The organism is Kitasatospora sp. NBC_00070 (assembly GCF_045041205.1).
Taxonomy (GTDB): Bacteria; Actinomycetota; Actinomycetes; order Streptomycetales; family Streptomycetaceae; genus Kitasatospora.
In genome coordinates this window covers 4,954,557-4,968,108 of the sequence record NZ_CP108247.1, presented here as the reverse complement: position 1 = coordinate 4,968,108, position 13,552 = coordinate 4,954,557, and the positions used below count along the sequence as shown (strand labels likewise).

Here is a 13,552-nt window from a genome sequence, read left to right as displayed (position 1 = left end):
AGTCAGATGAGCCAGGCCGCACAGAACCTGAACTGGCTGATCACCAATTTCGTGGACAACACCCCCGGGGTGTCGCACACGGTGGTGGTCTCCGCCGACGGTCTCCTGCTCGCCATGTCCGAAGGCTTCCCCCGCGACCGGGCCGACCAGCTCGCCGCCGTCGCCTCCGGCCTGACCTCCCTCACCTCCGGCGCCAGCCGGATCTTCGAGGGCGGCGACGTCAACCAGACCGTCGTCGAGATGGAACGCGGCTTCCTCTTCCTCATGGCGGTCAGCGACGGCTCCTCCCTCGCCGTCCTCGCCGCCCCCGACTCCGACATCGGCCTCGTCGGCTACGAAATGGCCCTCCTCGTCGACCGCGCCGGAGCCGTCCTCACCCCCGCACTCCGCGCCGAACTCCAGGGCAGTCTCCTGCACTGACGGTTCGTCGGATACCGTCCTGGTATTCGAATGACCTCATGTCCGTCCCGGGCCCCAACAGTGGGCCCGGGTTCGGGCGTTGTACGGCCTTCGCACCACCGGCAGCGGCCCCTCGGGGGTCGGTGCCTGCACCGCACCGCCGCACCTTGTGAGGAGAGGAACCGTGACCCCGCCCGACGACCGCAGCGGCCAGTACGGCGTTCCGTACCCAGGCACCGGCCATGACGCCTTCGGAGCCCCCGGCGTCGGCCCCGGTCAGCCGTACGGCCAACCCGCCTACGGCCAGCCGCAGTTCGCGCAGCAGCAGCAACAGCCCCAGCAGTACGGTCGGCCGAACCGGCCGCAGTACGACCAGTCCGCGCAGTACGGCCAGCCCTACGGCGACCAGCAGCCGCAGCGCCCGGGCTACCAGGACTACCAGGGCCCCGGCGCCTTCCCCGACCACGGTGAAGAACCGGGCCACGTCGAGGAGTTCGACGACGAACAGGACTCCGGACCGCTGATCCGGCCGTTCGCGATGACCGGCGGACGCACCCGCCCCCGGTACGAACTGGCCCTGGAGGCACTGGTTTCGGCCAATGTTTCGCCGGACCGACTGGCCTCGATGCTCCCCGAGCACCAGCGGATCTGCACCCTGTGCACCGAGGTGAAGTCCGTCGCCGAGGTCTCCGCTCTGCTCAACCTCCCCCTCGGGGTGGCGCGCATCCTGGTGGCCGACCTCGCCGAGGCCGGCCTCGTCGCCATCCACCAGCCCGCCGCCGGCGGCGAATCCGGCAACCAGCCCGATGTCACGCTGCTCGAAAGGGTCCTCAGTGGACTTCGCAAGCTCTAACGCGGCCGCCCCCGCCCGCGCGACCACCTCCGCGAAGATCGTCGTCGCAGGCGGCTTCGGCGTCGGCAAGACCACCCTGGTCGGCGCGGTCTCCGAGATCAACCCGCTGCGCACCGAAGCCGTGATGACCAGCGCCAGCGCCGGCATCGACGACCTCACCCACACCGCGGGCAAGACCACCACCACGGTCGCCATGGACTTCGGCCGCATCACCCTCGACGAAGACCTCATCCTCTACCTCTTCGGCACCCCCGGCCAGGACCGCTTCTGGTTCATGTGGGACGACCTCGTCCGCGGCGCCATCGGCGCCGTCGTCCTCGTCGACACCCGCCGCCTCGCCGACTGCTTCCCCGCACTCGACTACTTCGAAAACAGCGGACTCCCCTTCGTCGTCGCCCTCAACGGCTTCGACGGACACCAACCCCACACCGCCGACGAAGTCCGCGAAGCACTCCAACTCGGCCCCGACACCCCCGTCATCACCCTCGACGCCCGCCGCCGAGACAGCGCCAAAAGCGCCCTCATCACCCTCGTCGAACACGCCCTCCTCGCCCGACTCCGGTGATACCAGAACATCGAAAAGGGCCCGCCGTGGGTACGGCGGGCCCTTTCTGACGGCTGCTCAGTCCGTAGCGGCCGGGTCGAGCCCGGCGCGGATCAGGCCGTAGGTGTAGGCGTCCTCGAGGGCCAGCCAGGAGGCCCCGATCACGTTGTCGGCCACCCCGACCGTGGACCAGGTGGCCACCCCGTCGGTGGACTCGATCAGCACCCGGGTCTTGGAGCTGGTGCCGTGCGCGCCCTCCATGATCCGGACCTTGTAGTCCACCAGCTCCAGCTGGGCCAGCTGCGGGTAGATGTGCTCCAGCGCGCTCCGCAGCGCCTGGTCCAGCGCGTGCACCGGGCCGTTGCCCTCGCCGGTGGCGATCCGGCGCTCGCCCTTGGCCCAGAGCTTCACGGTCGCCTCGTTGCCCGGACTCCCGTCCGCCAGCTGCTCGCTGATGGTCCGCCAGGACTCCAGCGTGAAGAACCGCTCCCGGCTGCCCCGCACCTCGTCCCGGAGCAGCAGCTCGAACGAGGCGTCGGCCGCCTCGTAGGTGAAGCCGAGGTTCTCCTGCTCCTTGACCTTGGCCACCACCCGGCCGACCAGGTCGCGGTCGGCGGAGAGGTCGTAGCCGAGCTCCTTGCCCTTGAGCTCGATCGAGGCCCGGCCGGCCATGTCGGAGACCAGCATCCGCATGGTGTTGCCGACCCGCTCGGGGTCGATGTGCTGGTACAGGTCCGGGTCGACCTTGATCGCGGAGGCGTGCAGCCCGGCCTTGTGCGCGAAGGCGGAGAAGCCCACGTACGGCTGGTGGGTGGAGGGGGCCAGGTTGACCACCTCGGCGATCGCGTGCGAGATCCGGGTCATCTCGGGCAGCTTCCCGGCGGGCAGCACCCGGCGGTCGTACTTCAGCTCCAGCGCGCCGACCACCGGGAACAGGTTGGCGTTGCCGACCCGCTCGCCGTAGCCGTTCGCGGTGCACTGCACGTGGGTGGCCCCGGCGTCCACGGCGGCCAGCGTGTTGGCCACCGCGCAGCCGGTGTCGTCCTGGGCGTGGATGCCGATCCGGGCCCCGGTCTCGGCGATCACGTCGGCGACGATCTCGCGCACCCCGAGCGGGAGCATCCCGCCGTTGGTGTCGCAGAGCACCACCACGTCGGCGCCCGCCCGGTGGGCGGTGGCGACCACCGCGAGGGCGTACTCGCGGTTCGCCCGGTAGCCGTCGAAGAAGTGCTCGCAGTCGATGAAGACCCGGCGGTCCTGCGAGCGCAGGTACTCGACGCTGTCCCGGACCATCTCCAGGTTCTCGTCCAGCGTGGTGCGCAGGGCCAGTTCGACGTGCCGGTCGTGCGACTTGGCGACCAGGGTGATCACCGGCGCGCCCGAGGTGACCAGCGCGGCGAGCTGCGGGTCCTCGGCGGCCTTGCCGCCGGCCCGCCGGGTGGCGCCGAAGGCGACCAGCCGGGCGTGCTTGAACTCCAGCTCGGCGGCGGCCCGGGCGAAGAACTCGGTGTCCCGCGGGTTGGCCCCCGGCCAGCCGCCCTCGATGAAGCCGACGCCGAACTCGTCCAGGTGCCGGGCGATGGTCAGCTTGTCGGCCACGCTGAGGTTGATGCCCTCGCGCTGGGCGCCGTCGCGCAGCGTGGTGTCGAAGACGTGGAAGCTGTCGTTGGGTCGGCTACTGGCCTCGGTCATGACCCTGGGTTCTCCGTTCGGGGAGGTACTGCTGCTGTTGCCGGGATACCTGATCCGGCTCCACTGTCCAGCATCCCGCGCGCTCCCGGTGTCCCCGAACCCCCTCGTGAGGGGCCGGTGGCCGGTCCGGGCAAAACAAAAAACCCCTCGCGGATGCGAGAGGTCTGCGCGCGGGTCTGGACGCTGGTGGTCGCCCCGCGAGATGGGTTACTCGGGGACGGTCACTGCGGACCGGCGCGCCTGCTGCTAATAATCAGCGAAAGCGAGGACACCCTCGGAGTTTGGCACACCATCCGCGATGCGGCCCGCCCGTCTCGCGATCCGGGACGGTCAGCCGACCAGGTCGGCCGTGTCCAGCGCGAATCCGAACGGCTCGGGCAGCGGCAGTACGGCACCGAGCACCACCCGCAGGGCCGATGCGTAGTCACCCGCCCCGGGATCGCCGTACAGCACGAGTTCGTTCCGCTGACGGTCCACCAGGAGGTAGAGCGGAATCCTGGCAGCGGCGTACCCCTTGCGCTTGGCCTCCCGATCCTTCTCCGGCCGACTGGAGGTGACCTCGAGCACCATCAGGACACCCATCGGCTCGGACCACGACTCCCGGTCGGCCATGGCTCCGCGCTCGATGAACGTACCGTCCGGGATGAAGCGTCCTCCGGGGACGACGAGTCCGATCCCGGGCGCGAAGTCGAGATCCGCTGCGCAGTTCCGGAAGACCTGCCGGACGAAACGGCCGATCGCGATCTCATGATTGGTGTCCGGCGGTGGGGTCACGATGATCTCCCCGTCGATGAGCTCGGCCTTGAAACCCTCGGGGGTCTCCAGCGCCAGGAAGGCTTCGAGGAGGTCGTCGCCCGAGTAGTGCCAGGTCTCGGCGAAGTCGTGCGTCGCAGCGCTCATGGCCCCTCCTTCCGGTCCGCAAGGCTCAACGAGCGGGTGGTTCGAGGTTACCCACACCGGGCGCCCCGCAGTCGGCGGGACGCCCGGACGAGGGCGTCAGACGATCTTGTGGAGCCAGCCGTGGGTGTCCTCGGCCTGGCCGCCCTGGAGGGCGAGCAGGGCCTTGCGGAGCTCCATGGTGATCGGCCCGGGCTCGCCGGCGCCGACCGTCCAGTCCGCGCGGGCGGACTTGACCGAGCCGACCGGGGTGATCACGGCGGCGGTGCCACAGGCGAACACCTCGGTGAGGGTGCCGTCGGCGTTCCCCTGCTTCCACTCGTCGGTGGAGATCTTCCGCTCCTGGACCGCGTAGCCGCGGTCGGCGGCCAGCGAGAGCAGCGAGTCGCGGGTGATGCCGGGCAGCAGCGCGCCGGAGAGCTCGGGGGTGACGATGGTGGCGTCCGCGCCCTCGCCGAAGACGAAGTACAGGTTCATCCCGCCCATCTCCTCGATCCACCGGTGCTCGGCCGCGTCCAGCCAGACCACCTGGTCGCAGCCCTTCTCGGCGGCCTGGGCCTGGGCGACCAGCGAGGCGGCGTAGTTGCCGGCGCACTTGGCGGTGCCGGTGCCGCCGGGCGCGGCCCGGACGTACTCCTCGGAGAGCCAGACCGAGACCGGCTTCACGCCGCCGGGGAAGTACGCACCGGCCGGCGAGGCGATGATCATGAAGAGGTACTCGTTGGCCGGGCGGACACCCAGGCCGACCTCGGTGGCGAACATGAACGGACGCAGGTAGAGACTCTGCTCCGGCTCGTTCGGCACCCAGGACTGGTCCTGCCGGACCAGCAGCTCGACCGCCTCGACGAAGGTCTCGGTCGGCAGCTCGGGCATCGCCAGCCGGCGCGCCGACGCCTGGAAGCGCTCGGCGTTGGCGGTCGGGCGGAAGGTGGCGATCGAGCCGTCCGCCTGACGGTAAGCCTTCAGACCCTCGAAGATCGCCTGACCGTAGTGCAGGGTCATGTTCGCCGGGTCGATCTCCAGCGGGGCGTACGGGGCGAGCTGCGCGTCGTGCCAACCCCGGCCCTCGGTCCACCGGATGGTGACCATGTGGTCGGTGAAGACCCGTCCGAAGCCGGGATTGGCCAGCCGGGCCGCGCGCTCGCCGTCCGCCAGCGGGTGCGCGGAGGGCTTGAGGTCGAACGTGATGGGCGCCTGGGTGGGCGTACTCATGACTGTCTGTCCTTCACCGTGGGGTTGGTCCGGGCCGCCACCCTCGATGAGGAAAGAACGCACGAAGGCACGGCCCACTGTCGATACTCGCATCCAGAGGGCCGTGCCGAACAGCCGGTCGGCTGCTACGTGGGGAAATGCCGGCCCGTCGGCCGGATCCCCGATGCTTGGTTCCGGCCCGTCAGCCGGATACTCGGGCGGCGAGCGCGTCGCCGACCTCGGAGGTGGAACGGGTGCCGGAGCGGGCCAGCAGGTCGGCCGCGACGGCCGCCTCGACCTTGGCGGCCTCCTCGGCGAAGCCGAGGTGGTCCAGCAGCATGGCGACCGACAGCACGGTGGCGGTCGGGTCGGCCTTGCCCTGGCCGGCGATGTCCGGGGCCGAGCCGTGCACCGGCTCGAACATCGACGGGAAGGCGCCGCTCGGGTTGATGTTGCCGGAGGCGGCCAGGCCGATGCCGCCGGTGACGGCCGCGGCCAGGTCGGTGAGGATGTCGCCGAACAGGTTGTCGGTGACGATCACGTCGAAGCGCTCGGGCTGGGTGACGAAGAAGATGGTCGCCGCGTCCACGTGCAGGTAGTCGGTGCTGACCTCGGGGAACTCCCGGCCGACCTCGGCGAAGATCCGCGACCACAGGTGACCGGCGTGCACCAGCACGTTGTTCTTGTGCACCAGGGTGAGCTTCTTGCGCGGCCGGGCGGCGGCGCGCTTGTACGCGTCCCGGACCACCCGCTCGATGCCGAACGCGGTGTTCAGGCTGACCTCGGTGGCCACCTCGTGCTCGGTGCCGGTGCGCAGCGAGCCGCCGTTGCCGACGTACGGGCCCTCGGTGCCCTCGCGGACCACCACGAAGTCGATCTTGGGGTCGCCGCCGAGCGGGGACTGCACGCCGGGGAGCAGCTTGCCCGGACGGAGGTTGATGTGGTGGTCGAAGGCGAACCGCAGCTTGAGCAGCAGCCCGCGCTCCAGCACGCCGGACGGCACGCTCGGGTCGCCGATGGCGCCGAGCAGGATCGCGTCCTGGGTCTTCAGCTCCTCCAGCACCGCGTCCGGCAGGGTCTCGCCGGTGCGGTGATAGAGGCGGGCACCGAGGTCGTACTCGGTGGTCTCCACCTTGACGTCGGCGGGGAGGACGGCGGCGAGCACCTTGAGGCCCTCGGCCACCACTTCCTGGCCGATACCGTCACCGGGGACAACTGCGAGACGAAGGCTGCGAGACATGCACGCGACCCTACTCCGGCGTCCCAGGGGCTGACACCTGACGTCCGCCATTCGGACATCGGACACCGTTTCGGACATCGCTCCGGGCGGCCGGGCGGATCGCCCGGCGAGTGGGTCGGGCCCTCCTGACGGTCCGTCACCTATGCTCGGAAACGGACAATCAGGACAGACCGTCAGGAGCGGCCGCACGTGAGCGAATCCAGCCGCCGGGCCGAGGCGGCGGCGGCCGCGCTCGCGGCCGGGATCTCGATGTGCGCGTACTGCCTGGGGACGGCGCTGCACGGGAGCCACCCGTTCGGCGACCGCTCGCGGACGGCGGGCGACCTGGGCGACCGGTTCGTCCCGTTCCACGCCCACCTGTGGGACCTGATGCACGGCGACACCACCGGTGACCTGCTGTTCAACTGGAACAGCGGGTACGGCGCGCCCTTCCTGCCCGACTTCTTCGGCTACCTGATGAACCCGTTCTCCTGGCTGGTCGGCCTGTTCCCCCGGTCCGCGGTGAACGTCCCGGTCTTCCTGGTCACCCTGTTCGGCATCGGCCTCGGCGCGGCGCTGATGACCCGCTTCCTGGGCCGTCTGCACCCCGGCTCCGGCCTGCTGCGGGCGCTGCTCGCGGTCGGCTACGGACTCTGCGCCTGGGTGCTCGACGACGGCTCGCCCGCCCCGATGTGGATGTGGGGCCTGGTCTCGCTGCCGCTGCTCTGCCTGGTCGGCGACTGGTGCCTGCGCGGCCGGCACCGGGTGCTCGGCAGCCTCGCGGTCGCGGCGGCCTGGGCCGGCAACCTCCCCACCGGTGCGATGGCCACCCTCGGCGCCGGACTGGTCCTGCTGCTCCGGGTGCTGCTGCTGACCGACCGGCCGGTGCTCGCCCGGCTGCGGGTGCTGGTGCGGGCCGCCGGCACGGCCGTGCTCGGGGTGCTGCTGGCCGCTCCCGTCCTGACGGTGGGTCTGAAGGCGGACAAGGCCGCCCAGCCGGCCCCGCCCGGCACCTACGACGGGCCGCCCGGGCTGACCGACTACCTGGCCCAGCTGCTGCCCGGCGGCCGCCCGGACCACGTCCTGCCGAACGTCTCGGTCGGCCTGCTCGGCCTGCTGCTGGTGGCCGGCCTGCCGTTCAACCGCCGGGTGCCCATCCGCGAGCGGATCGGCTGGTACGCGCTGCTGCTGCTGGTCGGTGCGAGCTTCGTGTGGGAGCCGACCGTCCTGCTCTGGCACGGTCTGAGCCTCCCGACCGGCACCCCCTACCGGGCCGCCTTCGTGCTGAGCGGGCTGCTGGTGCCGGCCGCCTGGGTCTCGCTCGCCCGCCGCCCCGACCTGGTCACGCTGCTCGGCGGCGCCGCAGTGGTGGCGCTGATCGCCCTGCTCGGCCACGGGCAGAGTTCGGTCCGCACCGCGACCTGGGTGCTGCTGGCGGCGGGCGGCGGGCTGGTGCTCGGCGCGCTCCGGCTGTGGGAGCGCGGGACGGCGCGGCGGACGGTCGGCGCGGTGCTGACGCTCGGCGTGCTGGCCGGGGCGGTCCACTCGACGTACGCGGTCACCCGGCTGCCGTCCTTCCAGCCCCGGGAGACGGTCAGCGCCCGGACGCTGACCGCCCACCGGCTGATCCGGCAGGCCGAGGACTGGCCGCACGGCCGGACCGACCCAGGCCCGCACGAGTTCACCGCCAACGACCCGCTGCTGCTCGGCGGCGAGGGCGGGGCGTACGCCGCCGACCGGCTGCCCCGGACCACCGCGGAGCTGCTGCACGACCTGGGCGCGGGCTGGTACGACCAGGGCCGGCAGACCCTCGGCCCGGCAGACCCGGTCGGCCGGGCACTGTTCGGGGTGACCACCTACCTGGACGAAGGACCGGCGCCGGACGGCTTCACCGTCGGGCACTCCCCCGCCGCCCCGCTGGTCACCCTGCGGCCGGCCGGACCCGCCCCCGACACCTCCTCGGTCTGGGGCAGGCAGCAGTCGCTGCTCGGCGCCACCGTCTACCGGGTGCCGCAGCTCACCCCGGTCGCGGGCCCCGCCCCGACCCTGCACGGGAGCAGCGGCTGGTCGGTCCCTGCCACCCCGACCGACGGCGCCTGGACCACCTTCGAGGGCAGCTGCCTCCCCGGTGACCAGGTGTTCTTCCACGGCCCGTGGTTCGAGGGCACGGTGCAGGGCCTGGGCACCACGTACCTCAGCCGGGGGCGGCAGCCGACGACCGCGATGCCGATCCGGCTGCTCGGCGACGCCCCGGCCGACGGCGTGGTCAGGGTGGCGCTGCGGACCGACGCCGCCGCCCAGGTCCCGGCCCAGCCGGTCGGCTGCCTGGACCGGGCCGCACTCGGCCGGGCCCTGGCCCGGCCGAACGGCGCGACCGCCGTGCACAGCACCGGACACTCCGTCAGCGCCGAACTGCCGCCCGGCTCCACCGGCACCGCGCTGATCTCCGTCCCGGCCGTCACCGGCTGGGAGTGCGCGGTGGACGACGGGCCCGAGCGGCCGGCCGGCTCGGTGCTCGGCATGATCGGCGTCCCGCTCGGCGCCGGGGCCGCCCGGCTGAGCTGCGTCTACCGGCCCCCGGGCCTGATGCCGGGGGTCGCGCTGAGCGGGGCGGCGCTGGCGGTGCTGGTCGGTGTCGCGCTGGTCCCGCTGCTGCGCCGGAGGGCCCGGGCCGAGCGGGTTCCCGGAGTACATTGGCCCGACCACTTCGAGATCGGGGCGCCCGGTGAAGGCTCAGCTCTGGCAGCTCGTCAGGTTCGGCCTGGTCGGGCTGGTGAACACCGGCACCTTCTACCTGCTCTACCTGGCACTGCACCCCTTCCTGCCGTACTTCGCGGCGTTCACGGCGGCCTTCCTGCTCAGCATGGTCGGCTCGTTCTTCCTGCACACCCGCTTCACCTACCGGACCCGGCCGAGCTGGCGGAAGTTCCTGCTCTTCCCGCTGCCGAACCTCGTCAACTACCTGGTGCAGAGCGTCGGCGTGCTGGCCCTGGTGCAGTGGCTCGGGCTGGACTCGCGGATCGCGCCGCTGCTGGCTGCCGCGGTCGCGATCCCGGTCACCTTCCTGCTCTCCCGGCTGGTGCTGACCGGCCGGGCCTCAGCGGAGCCTGACCAGTTGGGCCCGGCGGCCGTCCGGGTTGAAGTGGTGGACCAGTAGCAGCCGGTCCGCCCCGGCCCCGCGCCGTCTGACCTCCAGGACGGTCCCGGGCTGCTCCGGCACCGTGACGGCGGTCGGGCCGCCCGCTCCGGCCCGGACGTCCAGCGCCGGGGCGAGCACGTCGACGGTCAGGGTGGGCCGGTCGCCCTGCAGGCCGATCGAGGAGAGCGCCGCCGCCGGGTCGGGGGTGCCGGGCGCGGCGAACGCGGTCCACAGGCCGTACCGGATCTTCGAGGTGCTCTGCCGGAGGCCCGGCAGCTTGGCCAGCCGGACCGGCAGCACCAGGGTGTCGCTGTCCAGCAGGCCGGTGTCGGTGTCGCCCCACCGGGCGTTCAGGGGCTGGACGTCGAGCTCCTCACCGGTCCTGGCGTCCAGTGTCCTGGCCACCAGCACGTCGCTGCCCTTGCGCCGGTCGGCGGTCACCACCACGTCGGTGACCTGGTCCCCGTCGGTGTCCAGCGAGGCCCGGACGGTGACGCCGCCCGCCGGGGTGGCGGCCGGTGCCCACAGGCTCGCGGCCAGGTAGAGGGTGCCGTTCTCCAGCGGCTCGCCGCCGACCGCCGGGGCGTCGCTGGCGGCGCCCACCGCCCGCAGGTTGGCGGCCCGGTCGCCCGGCGCGGTCACGCAGACGCCGGCCGCCTTCTCCTCCTCGCCGGCCCCGGCCGGGCAGTCCGGCCAGCGGGCCGCTTCGCCGCCCAGCGCGAAGGCGCTGACCAGCGCCCCGTGCGCGGTCGGCGCACCGGTGCCGGTGATGCTCAGCAGGGTGGTCCCGGCGGCCCGGACCTGCGGACCCGCCGTCAGCTCCGAGGCGGCGTGCGGTGCGGCGAACAGCGGCACCCGGAGCGCGGGCGCCCCGGTCTCGGCCGGGGTCAGCAGCAGCCGGCCCGACAGCTCGCCCCGGTAGCTCCTGGCCTTGCCGCCCTGCACCAGGTCGAGGGTCGGATCGGGGGCCCGGTCCAACTGCCCGGGCACCCGCAGGGTGACGGTCACCCGAGCGGTGCCGCCGGGCGGCACGGTGACCCGGTCCGGCGTCAGCTCGAAGGAGGCGCCGGGGAGTTCGGTGGCCGGCAGGTACCCGGTGCGGTACTCCAGCGGGCGGTCGGCGAAGTTGCGCAGCTCGACCTCCCGGCTCTGCGTGAGCGGCCCGGTGACCGGCACCGGACCGAACGAGAGCCCGACCGCGCCGTCCACCTCGGGCCCGGCCGCGTACGCGACCACCGGGGTGGCCACCGCGAGGTCGACCCTGGCCCGCCCGGCACCGGTCCGCTCGGGCCCGTACACCGGACCCGACCGGTCGTCACCGGCCCAGGTGTCACCGGTGGTGTTCATCAGCGCGGCCTTCAGCTGGGCCACCGTCCAGTCGGGGTGCGCGGCCCGGACCAGCGCGGCCAGCCCGGCCACGTGCGGGGCGGCCATCGAGGTGCCGTCCTCGCGCATCCCGCCGGAGCCCGCGCCCGCCTTGGCGGACCAGATGGTCTCGCCCGGCGCGGCCAGGTCCGGCTTGACCATCCCGGGCAGCCCGACCCCGCGCGAGGTGAAGGTGGTCAGGGTGTCCGTCCGCTGCGGCTGGTCCTGGGCCACCGCGCCGTGCAACGGGTTGCCGGGGGTGGCGAGTTGGACGGTGACCGGGCCGGCCTCGACCGCCCGGAACAGCCGCTCGCCGTCCGCCTTCGCCAGGATCGCCACCGGCACCCGGTCGTTGCCCGCCAGCTCGCCGAGGTGGTCGCCGTCGGCGGCGAACAGCGCACCGAGCGCGCCGGCCTCGGCCGCGTGGTCGGCCCGGGCCGCCGAGCCGCAGGCCCGGTCCGGGTCCTTGGTCCGCCAGGAGAGCAGGGCGATCCGGTCCTTGAGCCGGGCCGCGTCGGCGGCCGAGAAGGCCGTGCAGCCGTCCGACTGGTCGACCGGCAGCGCGAGCCGCCCCTGCACCTCGCGGTCCGCCCAGTGCTGGTACTTGGCGCTCCAGTGCGCCGGGACCAGCCCGGCCAGCGGCTCGGGGGCCAGCACCCGCAGGCCGTCCGCGTCGCCGTGCGGGTCGACCGAGGCGGCCACCGTGAGCACCCGGGGCGCGGTGCCCGGGCTGCCGCCGACCGCGTACACGTCGCCCTCGTTGCCCGCCGCCGCGACCACCACGGTGCCCAACGCGGCCAGCCGGTCGGCGGCGATCGCGTCCGCGTCGTCCGGGCCGCCGAACGGGCTGCCGAGCGAGAGGTTGACCACGTCCAGACGGTCCGTCAGATCGCCGTCGCCGTCCGGGTCGGCGGCCAGGTCGAGCGCCTGGGTGAGCTGGTCGGTGGAGCCGTCGCAGCCGAACACCCGGATCGCGAACAGCCGCGCCTCGGGCGCCGCGCCGGGGCCGACCTTGAAGCCGGCCGGGTCCAGGCCGCCGGTGTACGGGCCCCGGTAGGTCTGGCCGGCCGCCGTGACGCCGTACCCGGCGGCGGTGCCCGCGACGTGCGTGCCGTGGCCGTTCAGCGCGCAGTCGATCGGGTTGTCGTCCGGCTTCGGGACGCCGCCCTCGGGCGTGCCCGGGTCGTAGGCGTCGCCGACCAGGTCCCGCCCGCCGTACACCTTCTCGGTCGGGTACAGGCCCTTGGGCGCGGGCTTGGCGCCGTCCACGTCCTTGAAGCTCTGCTCGGTGCCGGGGCCGCCGAAGTCGGCGTGGGTGTAGTCGATGCCGGAGTCGATGATGCCGACGCTGACGCCCCGGCCGGTGTTGCCGGACGGACCGGACCAGACGGCGGGGGCGCCGAGCAGCGGGACGGAGTACCCGTTGACCCGGCTCTTCAGCGCGATCGGGTGCACCGCGCGCACCCCGGGCAGCCGGCCCAGCGCGGGCAGCGCGGTGACCGGGGCGCTGACCGCGATCCCGGTCAGCAGCGTGCCGGTGCGGTACAGCTCGCGCGCGCCGGGGGCGGATCGCCGTACCGCACCCGCGAGTTGGTCCACCGCCCGGGTGGCGGCCCGGCGCTGTTCGGCCCCGGCGGCCGAGGCCGCCCGGCGGACCGCGTCCGGTGACCGGCGTTCGCCCCTGGCCTGGTCGGCGGCGCGTTGCCAGGCCGGGGCGGCGGCCTCGGTGTCGAGTTCGAGCAGGACGCTGTGGCGGACGTCAGGACCGCGCTCGGCCGCCGCACCCACGGGTGGTACGGCGGCGAGCGCGAGCGAGCCGGTCAGCAGCGCGATGCCGAAGCGGAGTGCTGAGCTGGTGCGCACGGGGCTGTCTCCCCCGGCAGGGGCTCTGGCGGGTCCGCGCCGTGCGGAGCCCGATCACCCTTCCGGAGGCACCAAATTACGATCATCGCGCCGGGCAGGGCGAGCGTCGTCCCTCGTCCGGGGGTGCACTGCACTCCTGTGGGTGACGGATCGTCAGGCGTTCGGCGCAATGCCCGTGACCCGCCCGGCGAACGGCTCAGTGGCCGGTGGCGCCACCGTTGTCGCGGCGGTCCAGCGCCCGCTGCAGGGCGGCGGCGGCGTCGGGGTGCGGCTCGGCCCGGCGACGGCGGCGGGGGGCCACGGCCTGGGCGGCGGAAGCGGCGGCGTGGCGGTCTGCGGTGGGGGGCATACCGAACTCCTTGAGGTCGTGCGGGGAGAGGGTTTCGGGTA

Annotated in this window: 10 protein-coding genes and 1 pseudogene; 5 read left to right on the top strand and 6 right to left on the bottom strand. The window is 73.3% G+C overall.

Features of this window, described 5'->3' with window-relative positions:
- The first annotated feature begins 6 nt into the window (after positions 1-6).
- The 3 genes from OHV05_RS22795 (at position 7) to OHV05_RS22785 (ending at position 1,817) form a co-directional block, all read left to right on the top strand.
- Positions 7-420 carry a roadblock/LC7 domain-containing protein gene (locus OHV05_RS22795; protein WP_057232378.1) on the top strand — a complete coding sequence of 138 codons (414 nt, stop codon included), beginning with the start codon at positions 7-9 and terminating at the stop codon, positions 418-420.
- A gap of 163 nt (positions 421-583) precedes the next feature.
- On the top strand, positions 584-1,252 hold the full coding sequence (locus tag OHV05_RS22790; protein WP_405019300.1) for a DUF742 domain-containing protein: 669 nt from the start codon (positions 584-586) through the stop codon (positions 1,250-1,252).
- Positions 1,233-1,817 carry a GTP-binding protein gene (locus OHV05_RS22785; protein WP_405019299.1) on the top strand — a complete coding sequence of 195 codons (585 nt, stop codon included), beginning with the start codon at positions 1,233-1,235 and terminating at the stop codon, positions 1,815-1,817. Before OHV05_RS22790 ends, OHV05_RS22785 begins: the two co-directional genes overlap by 20 nt.
- 57 nt (positions 1,818-1,874) lie before the next feature.
- On the opposite strand, the gene cimA is transcribed toward OHV05_RS22785, so the two are convergent.
- From cimA to OHV05_RS22765, 4 genes are all read right to left on the bottom strand, one after another.
- Positions 1,875-3,488, bottom strand: coding sequence for a citramalate synthase (gene cimA, locus OHV05_RS22780; protein WP_405019298.1), 1,614 nt, complete (start codon positions 3,486-3,488; stop codon positions 1,875-1,877).
- Positions 3,489-3,818: 330 nt separating this feature from the next.
- A complete protein-coding gene (locus tag OHV05_RS22775) occupies positions 3,819-4,388 on the bottom strand; it encodes a Uma2 family endonuclease (protein ID WP_405019297.1) in 570 nt (189 codons plus the stop codon).
- A gap of 96 nt (positions 4,389-4,484) precedes the next feature.
- A complete protein-coding gene (locus tag OHV05_RS22770) occupies positions 4,485-5,597 on the bottom strand; it encodes a branched-chain amino acid aminotransferase (RefSeq protein WP_403044635.1) in 1,113 nt (370 codons plus the stop codon).
- A gap of 181 nt (positions 5,598-5,778) precedes the next feature.
- The gene (locus OHV05_RS22765; RefSeq protein WP_403044637.1) at positions 5,779-6,816 is read right to left on the bottom strand and encodes a 3-isopropylmalate dehydrogenase; all 1,038 of its coding nucleotides are present in this window, start codon (positions 6,814-6,816) and stop codon (positions 5,779-5,781) included.
- Between the two features lie 249 nt (positions 6,817-7,065).
- On the opposite strand from OHV05_RS22765, the pseudogene OHV05_RS22760 reads away from it, so the two are divergent.
- Positions 7,066-8,649: pseudogene (locus tag OHV05_RS22760) on the top strand (YfhO family protein); the annotation flags it as partial.
- Between the two features lie 778 nt (positions 8,650-9,427).
- The gene (locus tag OHV05_RS22755) at positions 9,428-9,952 is read left to right on the top strand and encodes a GtrA family protein (protein ID WP_405021521.1); all 525 of its coding nucleotides are present in this window, start codon (positions 9,428-9,430) and stop codon (positions 9,950-9,952) included.
- On the opposite strand, the gene OHV05_RS22750 is transcribed toward OHV05_RS22755, so the two are convergent.
- Both OHV05_RS22750 and OHV05_RS22745 read right to left on the bottom strand, forming a co-directional pair.
- Entirely contained in the window at positions 9,893-13,162 is a 3,270-nt protein-coding gene (locus OHV05_RS22750; RefSeq protein WP_405019296.1) for a S8 family serine peptidase, read from the bottom strand. The genes OHV05_RS22755 and OHV05_RS22750 overlap by 60 nt on opposite strands.
- A gap of 196 nt (positions 13,163-13,358) precedes the next feature.
- Positions 13,359-13,511: a hypothetical protein gene (locus tag OHV05_RS22745; protein ID WP_405019295.1), complete on the bottom strand. Its 153-nt coding sequence runs from the start codon at positions 13,509-13,511 to the stop codon at positions 13,359-13,361.
- Positions 13,512-13,552: the final 41 nt, after the last annotated feature.